Origin of the sequence: Streptomyces sp. NPDC057099 (assembly GCF_042671245.1) — a bacterium.
Lineage (GTDB): Bacteria > Actinomycetota > Actinomycetes > Streptomycetales > Streptomycetaceae > Streptomyces > Streptomyces purpurascens.
Window position 1 is genome coordinate 1 of record NZ_JBHUTX010000052.1, and the last position, 18,603, is coordinate 18,603.

At 72.2% G+C, this 18,603-nt stretch carries 14 protein-coding genes and 1 pseudogene; 9 read left to right on the forward strand and 6 right to left on the reverse strand.

Annotated features, from left to right (window positions below; genetic code table 11):
* Window positions 1-30: 30 nt before the first annotated feature.
* The gene (gndA, locus tag ACFT4A_RS36320) at window positions 31-1,470 is read right to left on the reverse strand and encodes an NADP-dependent phosphogluconate dehydrogenase (protein WP_382839211.1); all 1,440 of its coding nucleotides are present in this window, start codon (window positions 1,468-1,470) and stop codon (window positions 31-33) included.
* 348 nt (window positions 1,471-1,818) lie between these two features.
* On the opposite strand from gndA, the gene ACFT4A_RS36325 reads away from it, so the two are divergent.
* The gene (locus tag ACFT4A_RS36325) at window positions 1,819-3,036 is read left to right on the forward strand and encodes a transglycosylase family protein (RefSeq protein ID WP_382839214.1); all 1,218 of its coding nucleotides are present in this window, start codon (window positions 1,819-1,821) and stop codon (window positions 3,034-3,036) included.
* A gap of 828 nt (window positions 3,037-3,864) precedes the next feature.
* Here ACFT4A_RS36325 and ACFT4A_RS36330 read toward each other — a convergent pair.
* Window positions 3,865-4,696 (reverse strand): annotated as a pseudogene (locus ACFT4A_RS36330) (DMT family transporter); the annotation flags it as partial.
* 209 nt (window positions 4,697-4,905) lie between these two features.
* Here ACFT4A_RS36330 and ACFT4A_RS36335 point away from each other — a divergent pair.
* From ACFT4A_RS36335 to ACFT4A_RS36360, 6 genes are all read left to right on the forward strand, one after another.
* Entirely contained in the window at window positions 4,906-5,664 is a 759-nt protein-coding gene (locus ACFT4A_RS36335) for a (2Fe-2S)-binding protein (protein WP_382839216.1), read from the forward strand.
* Between the two features lie 39 nt (window positions 5,665-5,703).
* Window positions 5,704-6,855, forward strand: coding sequence for a glycogen synthase (gene glgA, locus ACFT4A_RS36340; RefSeq protein WP_382839219.1), 1,152 nt, complete (start codon window positions 5,704-5,706; stop codon window positions 6,853-6,855).
* 51 nt (window positions 6,856-6,906) lie between these two features.
* Window positions 6,907-8,127 carry a glucose-1-phosphate adenylyltransferase gene (gene glgC, locus ACFT4A_RS36345; protein WP_382839222.1) on the forward strand — a complete coding sequence of 407 codons (1,221 nt, stop codon included), beginning with the start codon at window positions 6,907-6,909 and terminating at the stop codon, window positions 8,125-8,127.
* A gap of 100 nt (window positions 8,128-8,227) precedes the next feature.
* Complete coding sequence (locus ACFT4A_RS36350) at window positions 8,228-10,846, forward strand: PA14 domain-containing protein (protein WP_382839225.1); 2,619 nt, start codon at window positions 8,228-8,230, stop codon at window positions 10,844-10,846.
* Window positions 10,847-10,991: 145 nt separating this feature from the next.
* Window positions 10,992-12,335 (forward strand): wax ester/triacylglycerol synthase family O-acyltransferase, encoded by a 1,344-nt coding sequence (locus ACFT4A_RS36355; protein ID WP_382839227.1) that lies wholly within the window; start codon window positions 10,992-10,994, stop codon window positions 12,333-12,335.
* A 105-nt stretch (window positions 12,336-12,440) separates the two neighbouring features.
* A complete protein-coding gene (locus tag ACFT4A_RS36360) occupies window positions 12,441-13,943 on the forward strand; it encodes an SDR family NAD(P)-dependent oxidoreductase (RefSeq protein ID WP_382839230.1) in 1,503 nt (500 codons plus the stop codon).
* On the opposite strand, the gene ACFT4A_RS36365 is transcribed toward ACFT4A_RS36360, so the two are convergent.
* Together ACFT4A_RS36365 and ACFT4A_RS36370 are read right to left on the reverse strand one after the other, a co-directional pair.
* A complete protein-coding gene (locus ACFT4A_RS36365) occupies window positions 13,922-14,761 on the reverse strand; it encodes an SDR family oxidoreductase (protein ID WP_382839322.1) in 840 nt (279 codons plus the stop codon). The genes ACFT4A_RS36360 and ACFT4A_RS36365 overlap by 22 nt on opposite strands.
* A 28-nt stretch (window positions 14,762-14,789) precedes the next feature.
* Entirely contained in the window at window positions 14,790-15,239 is a 450-nt protein-coding gene (locus tag ACFT4A_RS36370; RefSeq protein ID WP_382839232.1) for a hypothetical protein, read from the reverse strand.
* Window positions 15,240-15,696: 457 nt separating this feature from the next.
* On the opposite strand from ACFT4A_RS36370, the gene ACFT4A_RS36375 reads away from it, so the two are divergent.
* Together ACFT4A_RS36375 and ACFT4A_RS36380 are read left to right on the forward strand one after the other, a co-directional pair.
* Window positions 15,697-15,870, forward strand: coding sequence for a hypothetical protein (locus ACFT4A_RS36375; RefSeq protein WP_189722517.1), 174 nt, complete (start codon window positions 15,697-15,699; stop codon window positions 15,868-15,870).
* A gap of 57 nt (window positions 15,871-15,927) precedes the next feature.
* Window positions 15,928-16,410 carry a GNAT family N-acetyltransferase gene (locus tag ACFT4A_RS36380; protein ID WP_382839236.1) on the forward strand — a complete coding sequence of 161 codons (483 nt, stop codon included), beginning with the start codon at window positions 15,928-15,930 and terminating at the stop codon, window positions 16,408-16,410.
* Window positions 16,411-16,455: 45 nt separating this feature from the next.
* Here the strand turns inward: ACFT4A_RS36380 and ACFT4A_RS36385 are convergent, their stop codons facing one another.
* Together ACFT4A_RS36385 and ACFT4A_RS36390 are read right to left on the reverse strand one after the other, a co-directional pair.
* Window positions 16,456-16,878 carry a VOC family protein gene (locus ACFT4A_RS36385; RefSeq protein WP_382839239.1) on the reverse strand — a complete coding sequence of 141 codons (423 nt, stop codon included), beginning with the start codon at window positions 16,876-16,878 and terminating at the stop codon, window positions 16,456-16,458.
* A 206-nt stretch (window positions 16,879-17,084) separates the two neighbouring features.
* Window positions 17,085-18,422, reverse strand: coding sequence for an amidase (locus ACFT4A_RS36390; protein ID WP_382839242.1), 1,338 nt, complete (start codon window positions 18,420-18,422; stop codon window positions 17,085-17,087).
* Window positions 18,423-18,603 lie beyond the last annotated feature (181 nt).

The window sequence follows — 18,603 nt, forward strand, 5'->3', positions numbered from 1 at the left end:
GCCCCTCATCTCTGCCTCAGCGGCAAGTGCCTACGCCGAGACCTCCGACCGGTCCCCGCCCCACAGCGTGTGGAACGAACCGTCCCGGTCCACCCTGCGGTACGTGTGCGCACCGAAGTAGTCCCGCTGCCCCTGCGTCAGCGCCGCCGGCAGCCGCTCCGCGCGCAGGGCGTCGTAGTAGGCGAGGGCCGCGGCGAAGCCGGGGGTCGGCACGCCCTCGCGGGTCGCGGCGATCAGCACCTCGCGCCAGTCGTCCTGGGCGTCCGCGATCTCCTGCGCGAACGTCGCGTCCGACAGCAGGCTCGGCAGGTCCGGCCGGGTGTCGTAGGCGGAGCGGATCCGGTCCAGGAAGGCCGCGCGGATGATGCAGCCGCCACGCCACAGCGCGGAGACCGCACCGAGGTCGATGTCCCAGCCGTACTCGTCGCGGGCCGCGTCGATCTCGTGGAAGCCCTGCGTGTACGACACGATCTTCGACGCGTACAGCGCCTGCTCCACCCGGTCGGCGAAGGCCCGCGCCTCCGACTCGCTGAGCGCCTTGGCCTTCGGGCCGGCCAGCCCGCGCGAGGCCTCCCGCAGCGCCGCGTGGCCGGAGAGGGAGCGGGCGAAGACGGCCTCCGCGATACCGGACACCGGAACGCCCAGGTCGAGGGCGATCTGGACCGTCCAGCGGCCGGTGCCCTTCTGCTCGGCCTGGTCCACCACCACGTCCACGAACGGCTTGCCCGTCTCCGCGTCGACGTGCGACAGCACCTCGGCCGTGATCTCGATCAGGTAGGAGTCGAGGCGGCCCTGGTTCCAGGTGCGGAAGATCTCCGCGATCTGCGCGGGGGAGTAGCCGGCGACATCGCGCAGCAGCTGGTACGCCTCGCCGATGAGCTGCATGTCCGCGTATTCGATGCCGTTGTGCACCATCTTCACGAAGTGCCCGGCACCGTCCGGACCGACGTGGGAGACACACGGCGAACCGTCGGCCGCCTTCGCCGAGATCTTCTCCAGCATCGGGCCCAGCGAGTCGTACGACTCCTTCGGGCCGCCCGGCATGATGCTCGGCCCGTTGAGCGCGCCCTCCTCGCCGCCGGAGACGCCCATACCGACGAAGTGGATGCCCTGCTCGCGCAGCTCGCGCTCCCGGCGCCGGGTGTCCGCGAAGTGCGCGTTGCCGCCGTCGATGATCATGTCGCCGGGCTCCAGCAGCGGGGCGAACTCCTGGATCACCGCGTCCGTCGGGTCACCGGCCTTCACCATCACGACCAGGCGCCGCGGCCGCTCCAGCGCCGCGACGAACTCCTTCGCACTCTCGCACGCGACGAAGTCCCCCTCGCCGCCGAACTCCTCGACGAGGGCGCGCGTGCGCGCGGGCGTCCGGTTGTGCACCGCCACCGCGTAGCCGTTGCGGGCGAAGTTGCGAGCGAGGTTGCGGCCCATGACCGCGAGACCCGTGACGCCGATCTGCGCTGTACTGCTCATTCGGTTGGCTCCTAAAGACCTCGGTATCGGTGCTGCGGGTGGTGTCCACCAGCATGCCCCCGTCGACCATCCTGACGTGCCGCTACTTCGTCCGCACGCGCGGGTCGTACGACGTCGCGCAGCGTGATACGCACGAAAGCCCCGTCGCGCTCAGTCGATGTACGCGTCCCCGCGCACGTCGCACCCGCGCACGGGGTGGCGTACGCGATGCACCGCCGTGGCGCACGTCGCGCAACAGGGGCCTCATACCGGCCATTTGGGCGCCCGGGCGGCTGATAGCCGTCTTGTTCTGGCCGGTTCGCAGCGCTTACTTTTGCCCCTCCTGACGCATGTCTAGGGGGGCACCCGATGGCCGTACGCGGCCGGCACCGCCGGTATCAGCCGAACAGGATCAACCGCGCCTCACTCACCGTCACGGCGGGCGGCGCGGGCATGGCACTGCCGTTCATGGGCACCGGCGCCGCCCAGGCAGCGGACGTGGACACCTGGAACAAGGTCGCCGCCTGCGAGTCCACCAGCAACTGGAGCATCAACACCGGCAACGGGTTCTACGGCGGTCTGCAGTTCACCCAGTCCACCTGGGAGGCCTACGGCGGCCGGACCTACGCGGTACGCGCGGACCTGGCCACCAAGGACCAGCAGATCGCCGTCGCCGAGAAGGTGCTCGACGGGCAGGGCCCGGGCGCCTGGCCGGTCTGCTCGGAACGGGCCGGACTGACCCGCGGCGGAGGCGAGCCCGACATCCGGCCGGCCTCCGGGAGCACGAAGAAGGACGGCAAGAAGGACGCGCGGAAGAAGCCCAAGACCTCCATCGAGGACGTGCGGCCGCAGTCCACGCCGCAGTCCCGGGCGGGCAACGCCGAGATGTACACCGTGGTCCGGGGCGACACCCTCTCCGGCATCGCGTCCGACCAGGAGGTCCGCGGCGGCTGGCGGGGCCTGTACGCCGCCAACCGGTCGGCCATAGGAGCCGACCCCGACCTGATCGTGCCCGGTCAGCGGCTCGCGCTGCAGGGGGAGGGCGCCACGAAGACGCGCCCCGCGGCCCAGCCGGCCCCCGCGGCGAAGCCGTCACCGAAGAAGCCGGACCGTGCGAAGGAACCTTCCAAGGAGCGCGCCAAGGACGAGAGCAAGGACCGCGCCGGACGGTCGACCGCCCGGCAGGGCCTCGTCGCCCCCGTCAGCGGCTCCCTGGGAACGCCCTACCGCAAGGCGGGCTCGTCCTGGTCGAAGGGCTACCACACCGGCGTCGACTTCCCCGTGCCCACGGGCACGTCCATCAGGTCGGTCGCGGCGGGCAGTGTCGTCAGCGCGGGCTGGGGCGGTTCCTTCGGCTATCAGGTCGTGGTCCGGCACGCCGACGGCCGCTACAGCCAGTACGCCCACCTGTCGGCGATCTCCGTGCGGGACGGGCAGACGGTGACCGCCGGCCAGCGCATCGGCCGCTCCGGCTCCACCGGCAACAGCTCGGGCCCGCATCTGCACTTCGAGGTGCGGACGGGGCCCGGTTTCGGTTCGGACGTCGACCCGGTGGCCTATCTCAGGGCCGGCGGCGTCACGATCTGACGCGCGTGCGGTGCCGGTCGACCGTGGGCAGCGGGACGTACGGGATGCCGTGGAAGGGCACGTAGGAGAGCGGGCGGCGTTCGCCGGGGCCCGAGGACACCGGCAGTTCCCCGCTCTCGTACGGGATGTCCGGGGCGGCCTCGGGCTCCTCGGAGGCCAGGGACCGGGGCACGGGCACCGACGCGTCCCCGGACCGGCCGCGACCGGCCCCGCCACGGTCGCCCGTCCCCGCGCTCGCCGCTCCGACGCCGAGCGTCTCGGGGATCACGCCCCTGGCTACGGGCAGCACCCCCACGGCGACGGGCGGCGCACCCACGGTCTCGGCCAGGACGCCGACCCGGGGCGGAGTGCTCCGGGCCTCCGGCGAGGCGTTCACTGCCCCGGCGGCCCCGGCGGCCCCGGCGGCCCCGGCGGCCCCGACGCCCAGCGTCTCGGGCCGCGCATTCACAGCCGCGGGCGGTGTACCCACGATCGCCGGCGGGGCGCTCCCGGGCTCCGGCGAGGCGGCGTTCACGGCCCCGGCCAAGCTGCCCACCGCGGCAGGCGAAGCCCTCTCGGTCTCGGACACGACGCCGATCCCGGGGATCTCCGGCGAGGCGTTCACCGCCCCGGCCAGCGTGCCCACACCGACGGGCGACGCCCTCACCGTCTCGCGCAGCGCACTCCCGCTCCCGGCCCGGCTGCCGACCGTCCCGGCCGAATCACCCGTGCCCTGGGGCGCGGACCCGGACGAGAACCCGGCACCCACCGGCTCCGGCCGACCCCGTCCGCTCCCGGCGGGCTCGGGCACCGTGCCCGCCGTACTCCCCGCCCTGCTCTCCTCCGGCTGGTCCTGCGCGAGCCGCTCCGTCGTCAGCAGGATCAGACCGCCCGCCGCCACCACGCCACAGCTCAGGGCGAGCGCCGTGCCCGTCGTGCCGTAGCGGAAGGATTCTCCGAACATCGTGATGCCGACCGCGGCCGCCACCACCGGGTTCACGACCGTCAGCGTGGCCAGCGGGGCCGTGAGGCCGGCGCCCCGGTACGCGGCCTGCGACAGCAGCATCCCTGCCGTGGCGAGGACGCCGATCACGGCGAGCGAGGGCACGTCGGCCGCCGACACACCGCCGGTCCAGTCGACCGCCACGGTCTTGGTGAACACCGAGGACATACCGAACGCGATACCGGAGGCCGTCGCCAGCAGCATGCTGCGGACCGCCGGGTGCCGGTGCGCGGCCCGGGCGGCGATCATCAGCGTCACGACCGCACCGGCGGTCACGACGGCCACGGCCACCCGCTGGGCCGTGTCCAGCGACCGCGCGTCGGCCGCGGCGACCAGGGACAGCAGACCGGCGAGCCCCACCGTCGCCATGATCGCGCCCCGCCAGGCCGTGGCACCCGCCTTGCGGCCGACGAACAGGGCCGCCATCGGCAGGGCCACCACGATGGTCAGCGCGCCCAGCGGCTGCACCAGGCTCAGCGGACCGTACGCCAGCGCCACCACGTGCAGCACTCCGCCGAGACCGTTGAGCCCGACCGCCGCCCACCAGCCCGGCCGGCGCAGCGGAGCGTACTGCTCGCCCGGCGAGGACTCCGCCACCCGCTCCTGCACGATCGCCCCGCCCGCGTATGCGACGGCGGACACGAGCGACAGCAGGACGGACAACGCGAGGGCGCTCATCGGCTGCTCCTCTGCGTCAGGCGGGGGCAATCAGCCCGGCGCGGCGAAAGGTCGGCTTTCATGACCAACACCCTGCCGTGTCCAGGTCTTCCCGTCGTCGTCCCTGAGCACTCATTGGGTCCTACTGCCGATGGAGTACGAGGGGAGCACCATCATCCCCAGGGTGGGCGACCACGGTCGGGGTCACCGGGTCGCATCCCCTAGGGGCCTTGGTACTACTGGTCTTCGTGGACCTCGACCCCGACCTCGCCGTACTCCGCCCGCTCGGCGGCTTCTTCGTGCTGCGCACGGAAGGAGCGGCGGCCAGGCCTCTTCCCACTCTCGCACAGGCCTACCGTGAAACGTCACCGGACGTGTACGGAAATCCCCTGATTTTTCGCGTTCGCAAGGTGGCCGGCGCCCTGAACGCCCCGGAGCCGCGCATCGCGGCGTCCGTGGCCCACCTCGGTCTCGCGGCCCGACTCTGGTCGGTCGCGCTCGGCTGCGCGGTCCTCTACGGCAGCGTCCCCGACCTCGATGCCCGGTTGCTGCACTGGGACGCCGACGGCAGCGCCCCCGACGACCTGTGGCTCACGGACGTACGGCCGCTCCCCGAGGCGGGCGCGGCGACTCTCGCGGACACCGTCCTCGACGGCCACCTCGAACCCCTGGCGGCGGCCCTGCGCACCCGCTACCGCCTCGCCCCCGGCCTGCTGCGCGGGAACGCCGCCTCCGCGCTGGCGGGCGCCGCCCGCGAACTCGACCGCTGGGCCCGGCGGCACGACCGTGCGGACACCGCCGCCCGGGCCCGGTCCCTGGCCGCGGAACTCCTCGCGCATCCCCTGCTCGAAGGCACCGGAACCCTCACCGGCACCGCCTTCCGGCGCCGCAGCTGCTGCCTGTACTACCGGGTGCCCGGCGGGGGCGTCTGCGGCGACTGTTGCTTCACGAAGCCGCCCCGCTCTTCCCCACACGCCCCATCTGGGTGACCATGAAAGGGAACGGCCGCTGAGAGCAGGGAGTTGCGGGTGCGAGTGGGACTGCTGACCCGGGAGTACCCGCCGGATGTGTACGGCGGTGCGGGTGTCCATGTGGAGTTCCTCGCCCGGGAGCTCAGAGACCTGGTCGACCTGGACGTGCACTGCTGGGGAGAGGGCCGCGCCTACGGCGTGCGGCGCCACCGGCCCTGGTCCGCGCTGGACGGCGCCAACGACGCGCTGCGCACCTTCTCCGTGGACCTGGCGATGGCCGCCGCCCTGGAGGGCCGCGAGCTGGTCCATTCCCACACCTGGTACGCCAACCTCGGCGGCCACCTCGCCAAGCTGCTGTACGGCATCCCGCACGTGATGACCGCCCACTCCCTGGAGCCGCTGCGCCCCTGGAAGGCCGAGCAGCTCGGCGGCGGCTACGAGCTGTCCGGCTGGGCCGAACGCACCGCGATCGAGGCCGCTGACGCGGTGATCGCCGTGTCCGGGGCCATGCGCGAGGACATCCTCGGCTGCTACCCGGCCCTGGACCCGGAGAAGGTGCATGTCGTGCACAACGGCATCGACACCAGCCTCTACCGGCCCGACCACGGCACGGACGCCCTGGACCGGATCGGACTCGACCGCTCCCGTCCGTATGTGCTGTTCGTCGGCCGTATCACCCGGCAGAAGGGCGTGCCCCACCTGCTGCGCGCGGTGCGGGACATCGACCCGGCCGCGCAGGTGGTGCTGTGCGCGGGAGCACCGGACACGCCGGAGATCGACCAGGAGTTCCGCGAGCTGTTCGGGGAGCTGAGCCGGGTCCGCGACGGCGTGTTCTGGATTCCGCGGATGCTGCCGCGCCCGGAGGTGATCCAGCTCCTCACGCACGCCGCCCTGTTCGTCTGCCCCTCGGTGTACGAGCCGCTCGGCATCGTGAACCTGGAGGCGATGGCCTGCGGCACGCCCGTGGTGGCCTCGGCGGTCGGCGGCATCCCCGAGGTCGTGGACGACGGCAGGACCGGCCTGCTCGTCCCGGCGGGCGACGACTTCGAGGCGGGTCTCGCCCGGGCCATGGACACCGTCCTGGGCGACCCGGAGACCGCCGGGCGGATGGGCGTGGCCGGGCGGGAGCGGGCGGTCGGCGAGTTCGGCTGGGACGCGGTGGCCCGCCGCACGGTCCAGCTCTACGAGGAGATCCAGAAACAGGCTTAGCACGTCCCGCTCAGGGGCAGGCATCGGGAAATCGGCGTGAGGGGAGCGGCCATGCGTCGTGGTGGTCCTTCGGTCCTGGGAATCGTGCTGGCCGGCGGCGAGGGCAAACGCCTGATGCCGCTGACCGCGGACCGTGCCAAACCCGCGGTCACCTTCGGCGGCACCTACCGCCTGGTCGACTTCGTGCTGTCCAACCTCGTCAACGGCGACATCCTGCGCATCTGCGTCCTGACGCAGTACAAGTCGCACTCGCTGGACCGGCACATCACCACCACCTGGCGGATGTCCAACCTGCTCGGCAACTACGTCACACCCGTGCCCGCCCAGCAGCGCCTCGGCCCGCGCTGGTACCTGGGCAGCGCCGACGCGATCCTGCAGTCGCTGAACCTGATCTACGACGAGCGCCCCGAGTACGTCGCGGTCTTCGGCGCCGACCACGTCTACCGCATGGACCCCCGCCAGATGCTCACCCAGCACATCGACAGCGGCGCGGGCGTGACGGTGGCCGGGATCCGGGTGCCGCGCACCGAGTCCTCGTCGTTCGGTGTGATCACGCCGGGCTCGGACGGCCAGACGGTGGAGCGCTTCCTGGAGAAGCCGACGGATCCGCCCGGTCTGCCGGACGACCCCGACATGGTCTTCGCCTCCATGGGCAACTACATCTTCACCACCAAGTCCCTCATCGAGGCGCTGCGGCGGGACGCGGAGGACGAGGCCTCCGTGCACGACATGGGCGGCTCGATCCTGCCCCAGCTCACCGACCGGGGCGAGGCCGCGCTCTACGACTTCAGCGCCAACCACGTGCCCGGCGAGACCACCCGCGACCAGGGCTACTGGCGGGACGTCGGCACGCTGGACGCCTACTACGAGGCCCATATGGACCTGATCGCCGAGCGCCCGGCCTTCAACCTGTACAACCGCAGCTGGCCCATCTATACGCACTCGTACCAGCTCTCGCCGGCCCGCTTCAACGCCGGCGGCATCGCCAGCGAGTCCATCATCAGCGCGGGCTGCCTCGTGCGCGGCCAGGTCACGCGGTCCGTGCTGTCGCCGGGTGTCGTGGTGGACCCGGGGGCCGTCGTGCAGGGCTCCGTGCTGCACGACAACGTGCACATCGGCCGGGGTGCCGTGGTCCGGGGCGCCGTCCTCGACAAGAACGTCGAGGTGCCGCCGGGCGCGACGATCGGCGTCAACCCGGAGCGGGACGCCGAGCTGTACACGGTCTCCCAGGGCGGCGTCATCGCCCTGGGGAAGGGGCAGTTGGTCACCTGACGAGGTCCCGCCCGGGACTTTGTCCTGCCTCTGGACGAAGAGCGGAATCCGTGTTGTCATGCCTGCGCCCGCACATGACATCGTTGTAAACGGAGGTTCCGTGCGTACCGGACCCCACAGAAACCGGCTCGCGTTACTGCTCGCCGCGTTCCTCGCCCTCACCGGCCTGACCGCGGCCCCCGCCCTGGCGGACGACCCCGCCGAGATCCACGGCCTCAAGGGTGAGTACTACACGCACTCCGCCCCCGGCGCCTTCGACTTCCACACCCTCGAGGCGACGACCTTCGACCAGGACCTCGACTTCGACAACCTGGAGCCGCGCCTGAACTTCACCACCGGCCGGTCGGACGACGTCAGCGTCCGCTGGACCGGAAAGATCGTCCCGGAGAAGACCGGCCCCCACACCTTCTCGGTCATCGGCGACAACGGCTTCCGCCTCTGGATCGACGGAAAGCCCGTCATCGACCACTGGGTGGACGACTGGGACCGCGAACAGACGGCCCAGCCCGTGGACCTGACCGCGGGCAAGGCCTACGACATCAAGGTCGAGTACTTCGAGCACTACGGCGGCTCCAACCTCCACCTCCGCTGGACCCCGCCCGGCGGCGCCAAGGAGCCCGTCCCGCAGTCGGCCTTCCGCCTCCCGGACGGCTTCGACTACGACGGAGCCCTCGCGGCCACCGTCCAGTTCACCGGCCGCACGCTCAAGCTGGACTTCGCCCAGCCCCTGGCCGCACCCCCGGCGGGCTTCACCGACCACCTCAAGGCGGTGATCGGCGGCGCCGAGTGGCCCCTGGGCGCGGCGCGACCCGACCCGTCCGATCCCACCTCCCTCCTGGTCGCCCTCGACGAGCCGGTCGTCGGCAACAAGACCGGCACGGCCCGCGGCACCGCCGACATCCGCTACGACGGTCAGGGCGGTCTCTCCGACACCGACGGCAACGTTGTCAAGGAGTTCTGGAGCAGCGGCCCCAACCGCTCCACGCACCAGCTGAGCACCCGCTGGGCCGACGAGGTCGGGCCCGGCAACGCCCACCCCGAGTACCCGCGCCCGCAGCTGACCCGGGACGCCTGGCAGAACCTCAACGGCCGCTGGCAGTTCGCCGCCGCCGAGCCCGGCGAGCAGCCGCCCGTCGGCAAGACCCTGAAGGAGCGCATCCTCGTCCCGTACCCGGTGGAGTCCCGGCTCTCCGGCATCGAACGGCACGAGGACCGCATGTGGTACCGCCGCACCTTCACGGTCCCGCGTGACTGGGACATCGGCTCCGGCAAGCGGCTCAAGCTCAACTTCGGCGGCGTCGACTGGCGCTCGGAGGTGTACGTCAACGGCAGGAAGGTGGCCGAGCACGAAGGGGGCTACGACAAGTTCACCGCCGACATCACCGACGAGCTGAAGCCCGGCCGCACCCAGGAACTGATCGTCGGCGTCTACGACCCCACCGACGCGGCATCCGGCGAGAACCCGCCGCTCGGCAAGCAGCGCCTGGACCCCAGCGGCATCTGGTACACCCCGTCCTCCGGCATCTGGCAGACGGTCTGGATGGAGCCGGTGGCCCGCGACCACGCGGACTCCCTCGAGCTCACCCCGGACGTGGCCGGCGAGAAGCTGACCGTTCAGGCCCGGGGCGTCCGGGACGGCGTACCGATCACCGCGACGGCGTACGACGGGAAGCGCGAGGTCGCCACGGCGAGCGGCCGCACCGGCAGCCCGCTGGCCCTGACCGTGCGCGACCCGCACCTGTGGTCCCCCGACGACCCCTTCCTCTACAAACTCAAGGTGAAGGTCGGCGCCGACCGGATCGGCAGCTACTTCGGGATGCGCTCCATCGCCGTCGAGAAGGTGAACGGCGTCCCGCGCACGGTCCTCAACGGCGAGCCGGTCTTCATGATGGCCACCCTCGACCAGGGCTTCTGGCCGGACGGCCTGCACACCGCGCCCACCGACGAGGCCCTCGCCTACGACCTGAAGGCGCACAAGCGGCTCGGCTTCAACTCCGTCCGCAAGCACATCAAGGTCGAGCCGGACCGCTGGTTCTACTGGGCCGACCGGCTCGGGCTGCTGGTGTGGCAGGACATGCCCGCGATGACGGCCGGGGTGAACCCGAGCGCCTCCTCCCGCGCGCGGTACGAGCGCGAGATGAAGGAGATGATCGACGAGCACATCAGCAGCCCGTCGGTCGTCATGTGGGTGACCTTCAACGAGGGCTGGGGCCAGTACGACGTGGGCCGGGTCGCCGAGCAGGCCAAGGCGTGGGACCCCACCCGGCTGGTCAACGGCCAGTCCGGGCTGAACCTCGGCGCCGACGGCGGCACCGGCGACCTCATGGACGAGCACGGCTACCCCAGCCCGGCCCTGCCACCGCGCCCGGACGGCGAGCGTGCCCTGGTCAGCGGCGAGTACGGCGGCCTGGGCCTCGCGGTGCCCGGCCATGCCTGGTCGGTGCAGCAGTCGTACGTCGACGTCGACCCGGCCACCTACACCGAGGACTATCTGACCAAGCTCGACGAGGTCAGGTCCCTGGTCTGCCGGGGCAGCAACGGTGCCGTGTACACCCAGATCGCGGACGTCGAGGGTGAGCTGAACGGCTTCCTCACCTACGACCGAGCCGCGCTGAAACCGGACACGGCCCGGCTCAAGGCGGCGCACGAGGCGTTGATCCGTGACGCCTCCCGGGTGACTCCCACCGGGTGCCCGGCGCCGCGACCTGTGCTGAACTGACGGCAGATGCACCATAAGTCCCGCCCCTCTTCGTCGGGGCGGGACTTAATCTGCTGTTAACTGTACGTAGCGTGATCGTACTTGACCGTAATCGGCTGAGGGCGGTTGACTACTGACCCACCCGTCGTCGACGCGAGGCAAGCCCTTGACTGCTGACCTGCTCGCTCCTCTCGACCTGGCGTTCTGGAACCTCGAGTCCGCCGAGCACCCGATGCACCTCGGGGCGCTCGGGATCTTCCCCGCCCACTCGCCGGCCGCGGGCGCCCGCGCCGCGGACCTGCTCGCGGACCGCGCCGCCGACGTCCCCGGACTGCGCATGCGCATCCGCGACGTGTGGCAGCCGCTGCCCTCGGCCCTGCGCCGGCCGCACGCCTTCGGCGGCGCGGCCCGGGAAGCGGACCCGGACTTCGACTCCCAGCACCATGTCCGGCTGCACGCCCCGACCGCCGACTTCCACGCGACGGCGGGCCGGCTCATGGGGCGTCCGCTGGAGCGCGGCCGGCCGCCCTGGGAGGCCCATGTGCTGCCCGGCGAGGACGGGGACTCCTTCGCGGTGCTGTTCAAGTTCCACCACGCCCTGGCCGACGGGCTCCGGGCACTCACCCTCGCCGCGGGCCTCATGGACCCGATGGACATGCCGGCGCCCCGGCCCCGCCCCGCCGCGCCCCCGCGCCCTCTGCTGCCGGACGTGCGCGACCTGCCCGGGCTGGTGCGCGGCGCCCTGTCCGACGTGTCCCGGGCCCTGGACATCGGCGCCTCCGTCGCCCGCTCCTCCCTCGATGTGCGCTCCACCCCCGCGCTCACCTGCGAGCCGAGCGGCACCCGCCGCACCGCCGGAGTGGTGCTCGACCTCGACGACGTGCACCGCGTCCGCAAGACCGTCGGCGGCACCGTCAACGACGTGCTGATCGCCGTCGTCGCGGGCGCCCTGCGCCGCTGGCTCGACGAGCGCGGCGACGGCAGTGAGGGCGTGGCGCCGCGCGCCCTGATCCCCGTCTCCAAGCGCCGTCCGCGCACCGCCTACCCCCAGGGCAACCGGCTCTCCGGCTACTTGATACGGCTTCCGGTGGACGACTCGGACCCGCTGGCGCGGCTCGCCTCGGTCCGCACCGCCATGGACCGCAACAAGGACGCCGGCCCCAACCGGGGCGCGGGCGCCGTCGCCCTGCTCGCCGACCACGTCCCCGCCCTCGCCCACCGGCTCGGCGGCCCTCTGGTCGGCCAGGCGGCACGGCTCTGGTTCGACATCCTGGTGACCAGCGTGCCCCTGCCCAGCCTCGGCCTGAAACTCGGCGGCCACCCGCTCACCGCCGCGTTCCCCTTCGCCCCGCTGCCCCCCGGCCACTCCCTGGCGGTGGCGGTCTCGACGTACCGGGGCAGCGTCCACTACGGGCTCGTCGCCGACGCCGAGGCCGTCCCCGACCTCGACCGGTTCGCCGCCGCCATCACGGAGGAGGTGCGGACGCTGATCACGGCCTGCGAGTCCTGATCAGGCGCGGGTTTGGCGGTCCGGCCCGGCGCTCCGTAAAATTCGCCCTTCGAATGCGGGCGCGACCGGCGCGCCGCGACGGCAGAGCAGGGAACGACAGCGGCGATGACGGTGACAGAGGACGGCCCGCAGGCCATGGACGAGGCGAGCGGGCTCTCGTACGGACCCGGCATCGACCCGGAGCGGCTGGCCGTCTGCCTCAGCGTGCTCGAGGAACTCGACAAGCTGGAGGTCGACCACCCGGACGCCGTCGCCGTGCGCCGGGCCACCGCGGGCGTCTACCGCACGGTCAAACAGCGCCGCCGCCAGGAGCGCCGGGCCGCCAAGACCGCCCATGACAAGGCGGTCACGGAGGCCACGGCGACCGGCTCCGCCCAGCGCATCGACGACGAGACCGAGGGTCTGCTGCCCTCCTCGAACACCGAGGAGGGCAGGATCGCGGGGATACTCCAGCGCCCGCGCTCCTGCTACACCTGCAAGGCCCGGTACGTGGAAGTCGACTACTTCTACCACCAGCTCTGTCCCGACTGCGCCCGGGTGAACCGCGAGAAGCGCGACGTCCGCGCCGACCTCACCGGCAAGCGCGCCCTGCTCACCGGCGGCCGCGCCAAGATCGGCATGTACATCGCGCTCCGGCTGCTGCGCGACGGCGCGCACACCACGATCACCACGCGCTTCCCGAAGGACGCCATCCGCCGCTTCAAGGCGATGGACGACTCGGCGGACTGGATCCACCGCCTGGAGGTCGTCGGCATCGACCTGCGCGACCCGGCCCAGGCCGTGGCCCTCGCCGAGCAGGTCGCCGACGCCGGCCCCCTCGACATCCTCGTCAACAACGCGACGCAGACCGTGCGCCGGCTGCCCTCCGCCTACGCCGCCCTGGTCGACGGCGAGAGCGCCCCGCTGCCCGCCGGGGAACTCCCCGCCCACCACGTCATCGGCGCCTTCAACTCCGGCGCGGTCGACGGCATCGCCGCGCTGCCGCTCGGCACCAGCGGCCTCGACGCGCAGAAGGTCGCCGACCTCGCCCTGGTCGCGGGCAACGCCAGCGTCGAGCGGCACCTCGACGGCACCGCGATCGACGCGGGCGGTCTGGTCCCCGACGTCGTCGACTCCAACACCTGGGTGCAGACGATCGACCAGATCTCCCCGGTGGAGCTGCTGGAGACCCAGCTCTGCAACTACACGTCGCCGTTCATCCTGATCAGCGCCTTGCGCCCGGCGATGGCCGAGGCCGCGAAGAAGGCGGCGAGCGGGCGGGCGTACGTCGTGAACGTCTCGGCGATGGAGGGGGTCTTCGGGCGCGGGTACAAGGGTGCGGGACATCCGAACACGAACGCCGCCAAGGCCGCGATGAACATGGTGACGCGGACCAGTGCCCAGGAGATGTTCCAGGCCGACGGGATTCTGATGACCTCGGTCGACACCGGGTGGATCACGGACGAGCGGCCCCACTACGACAAGCTGCGGCTTGCGGAGGCCGGTTTCCATGCGCCGCTGGATCTCGTCGACGGGGCGGCGCGTGTGTACGACCCGATCGTGCGGGGTGAGGCGGGGGAGGATCTGTACGGGGTCTTTCTGAAGGACTACGCGTCGGGTAAGTGGTAGGCGGAGCCGGGTGAGGCGTCTGCGGGTGGTGGGTGGTCGGGCGCGCCGTTCCCCGCGCCCCTAGGGGGTTGCAGTGCCGCCCGCACCCGCGTACCCCCGTCCACCACCAGGTCCGCCCCGGTCACCCATTCCGCCGCGTCCGACGCCAGCCACGCCACCGCCCGGGCGATGTCCTCCGGCTCCCCGATCCGCCCCAGCGGGAGCCCGGCCGCCACCTCGCGCTCGCCCGGTTCCCATACGAAGCGGGCCATCTCGGTGCGAACCAGGCCGGGGGAGACGGAGTTCACCCGTACCCGGGGCCCCAGCTCGCCTGCCAGCTGCTGGGTCAGATGCAGCAGTGCCGCCTTGCTCGTGCCGTACGCGCCCACGTTCGGGCCGACGTGCCCGGCGCCCTCCGTGCACACGTTGACCACCGTGCCGCCGTGTCCCGACATCCAGGCCCGCCACGCGCACTGGACGAGCCGCAGCGGTGCCTCGACGTTGACGGCGAAGGCCTCGCTCCAGGCTTCGGGGGCGACTTCCATGAGCGGCCCGTACGGCTGGTTGGTCGCCGCGTTGTTGACCAGGATGTCGAGGCGGCCGAACTCGCGCAGGGCCAGCTCGGTCAGGCGCCGGGGATGGCCGGGGTCGGCGACACCGCCCGCGAGTCCGATGCCGCCCAGTTCCTCGGCGGTGCGCCGTACCTCGTCGGCGTCCCGTGCGGTCACGCACACCAGCGCTCCGGCGTTCGCCAGGTGCCGGGCGACGGCCAGCCCGATCCCGCGCGTCGCCCCCGTGATCACGGCGACTCTGCCCCGCAGTCCGTACGACGACGACACCATCGGCGTACGGTCTCATGACGCGCCGTCAGTCGACAGCCCCGAGACGGGAGTTGCGCGCCGCCAGGAGGTCCAGCACCGTGCGCCAGTCCTCCAGGACGCCGGCGTCGAACCCGGCCGTGCGGCCCTCCTCGGTCGCCTGGCGCAGGGTGAGCAGGTCGTCGTCGGCGACGGCGTCCCGGCGGGGGCACCGGCGCACGAGTCGGGAGACCCGCTCGCCGAGCAGGGCGCGCACCGCGTGGGCCGCCTGGTCGGCGCGCGCGGCCGGATCGCCGGGCCACAGCAGCCCGCCGACGGGCTGCACGAGGCCTGCCACTTGCAGCTCCTTGTCGGCCGGCCGGCCGCGGCGCAGCAGTGCGGCGGTCCGCAGCGCGTGGTCGTGGAGGTCGACCGGCGGGCGGTCGCGGTCCGGGGCTTCCCTGGTGCCCCGGCAGGTGTACAGCAGATCCATCAGCTCCTCGACGCTGCGCAGCTCCATGCGTCAGTCCTCCTGCGAGACAGCCGTTGCCGTGCGGCAGCAGATCATGGCGAGCTTTCGACTCAGCCAACGGCACTTGAACTGCGCGGCCGTATCGAAAGCGTCTACGCCCTTGTACGCCGTTCGGGTGGTGCTCAAATCGCCCATAAGTGAACGAATCTGCGTCTAAACCCGAGTTGAACGCCAGATGACGCGCGATTGTTACCGGTCGTTTTCAGCCCCATCGAGCGGGGGCCCGCTCATTTGGTTAATCTGGTCCGGACGGACAGCAGTACGGGGTCCTACCCACACCCACGGTCCGTCATGGGACACGCCGGATCACCACCGCCTGCTCTCCCGTGAGTCGACCGGCGCCACCGCGTCCGAACTGCTTTTGACATGAGACCCATACGGGCGTCAGGCGCAGCAGGGAGCGGCGCGTGCGTCCCGAGGGTGACCGACACATAAGGAGTGCGCGGTGACACCGGAGAAGACGAATCGAGATCAGCGCCCCAAGGAACGCGGCGAGCGCGCCGGCCGGCGGGCCGACGAGCTCGGCAGCCTTGACGTGTGGGCCCGGTCGGCCCCGATCCGCCTCGCGGGCTACGAGGAGGACCTCGCAGAGCCCCACATCCTGCCCAGCGTCGACTGACCAAGGGCGCACCCCCTCCACGTTCGCCGAGCGCATGGGCGTGCCAGACTCGCGCCCATGCTGATCAGGGAAGCAACGGCTGACGACTGGCCAGGCATCTGGCCGTTCTGGCACCACATCGTCGCCGCGGGCGAGACCTACGCATGGGACCCGGGTACCTCCGAGGAGGAGGCCCGGGTCCTGTGGATGCATCCGGCGAAACGGGTCTATGTCGTCGAGGACGCCGTCGGTCGTGTCGTCGCCTCCGCCTATCTCACCCCCAACTACGGTGGCCCCGCCGCCCGTATCGCCAACGCCGGCTTCATGGTCGACCCCGGCCAGGGCGGCCGCGGCTACGGCCGTGCCCTCGCCGGGCACCTCCTGACCGAAGCCAGGGCCGCCGGTTACCGGGGCATGGTGTTCAACGCCGTCGTCGAGACCAACCCGGCCGTGAGGCTGTGGACCTCCCTCGGCTTCACGATCCTCGGCACGGTGCCGGAGGCGTTCGACCATCCCCGGCACGGCCGGGTGGGGCTGCACATCATGTACCGCGCGCTCTAGAGATCCCGCGAGGACATCGGCGCCCCCGGGCGGCCCTCAGGGAGGTCAGGGGCGGACGTAGGGCCGGGTCATGATCTCCATGTTGTGGCCGTCCGGGTCGTCGAAGTAGGCGCCGCGTCCGCCGAAGAGGTCGTTGACGCGGCCGGGTTCGGTGTGGCTGGGGTCGGCGTAGTAGGTGACCCCGAGCGCCTCCAGGCGGCCGATCATGGCGTCGAACCGCTCCTCGGGCACGAGGAACGCGTAGTGCTGGGACTGGATCGGCTCGTCACGCTTCTCGTAGTAGTCGAGGGTCACGCCGTTGCCCAGGTCGACCGGCAGGAACGGCCCGAAGGGGGCACCGACCTCCAGGCCCAGGACGGCCGCCAGGAACTCCGCCGACAACCGGCGGTCCGAGGCGAAGACGGCGGTGTGGTCGAGGTGGGCGACGGTGGTCGGCAGGGCGGGCGGCGTGTGCTGTGCGTAGGACATGAGTGGGTTCGTCTCCGGGGTCCGGGATCCGTGGTGAAGCGCCGCAGCGGCGCGGGGGACGGGAAAACGGAGACGAGAGGCGGGGCGCGTGCCCTCTCCGGCTCTCGGACGGGCCCGGGCGGGGTCACCCCCGCCGCGCTCACTCCGAGGCCGGGCGCCTCACTCGTGCATGGCCTACGGCCGACCCGGCAGTCACCCTGCCGACTCTAGTTCACCGGCGCCGTACGCCGCCACGGGATTCGTTCCTCCAACTGCTCGGCCAGGGACAGGAGTCGGGACTCCGTGCCCGGGCGTCCCACCAGCTGCACGGCGCAGGGGGCCCCGGAGGGGAGGGTTCCGCAGGGGACGGACATGGCGGGCCAGCCCGTCAGGTTCCACGCGGGCGTCAGCGGCGAGTAGTTCGTGTTCGCCAGCACATTGCGCAGCCAGCCCCGCTCGTGCCAGGGCGCGGCCTTCGGGGAGCGGCGGGCGAGCGCGGGGGTGAGCAGCACGTCGTACTCGGCGAAGAAGGGCTCCAGCCGCCGGCGCAGTTGCTCCCGGCTCGCCCCGGAGCGTGCCGTGCCCACGAGGGGCCGGCCGAGGGTGGCGTGGACCCGGGTGCGGCGGGTGAGCAGTCGCCGGTCGAGGTGCTGGGCGTCCGCGGCCGTGCCCGCCGTCCAGTGGACCAGTGAGGTCAGGGGGAGTGACATCGGGTAGGGCGGGTCGGCGCGCCGCACCTGATGGCCCGCCTTCATCAGCACCTCGGCCGCCTCCCGGGCAGCCGCCGCGTACGGCCGGCTGATCGTCACCCCGGCCAGGGGGCTGCGCAGCGACACGGCGACCCGGAGGGCGCTCGGCTCGGATCCCGGCTCGGGCCCGGTGCCGGCGAGGACCGAGAGCACCAGACGGGCGTCCTCGACGGTCGTGGCGAGGGGCCCGTTCTCCGACAGGCCGAACCAGTCGCTGTCGCCCGTCGGGATCACTCCGTGTCCCGGCTTGATGGTGACGAGGCCGCAGTTGGCGGCCGGTATGCGCAGGGAGCCCATGCCGTCGTTGCCGAGGGCGATCGGCACCATCCCGGCGGCGACCGCGGCGGCACTGCCGCCCGACGAACCGCCCGCCGAGCGCGTCGGGTCCCAGGGGTTGCGGGAGGTGCCCAGTACGCCGTCCGTCGTGCCGAAGACACACAGTTCGGGGACGTTCGTCAGCCCCACCACCACCGCGCCCGCCGCCCGCAGCCGGGCCACCGTCACATGGTCCTCCGCCGCGGGGGTGTCGGGTGTGGCGGCCGAGCCGACGCGCCGGGACTCGCCGCGCACGCCGAGGTTGTCCTTGACGGCCACCGGCACCCCGGCCAGGGGCAGGTCGGCGAAGTCGCCGCGCGCGGCCACATCATCGGCCTCGGCGAGCGCCGCCTCGGCACGCACCGTGCGGAAGGCCCCGACACGGCCGTCGAACCGCTCGATCCGGTCGAGGTGCTCGGCGACCACCTCGCGAGGGGTGACCCGCTTCTCGCGGACGGCGGCGGATATCGCGGCGGCGGTGCGGCCGGCCCAACTGGTCACGGAGGCTCCTCGGGAGGGGAGAGCAACGGGCTTACTGGCGAGTACGTAGGGAGAACTGTGCACCGGCCGGGGGCGCACGTCGAGGTCACCGGCCCAATGACGCACCTCGGTACGCCCCATGCGCCCCGGACATCCGATCAATGGCTCAACTTTCATGTCTGCACGCCCCATTGACAGTCGT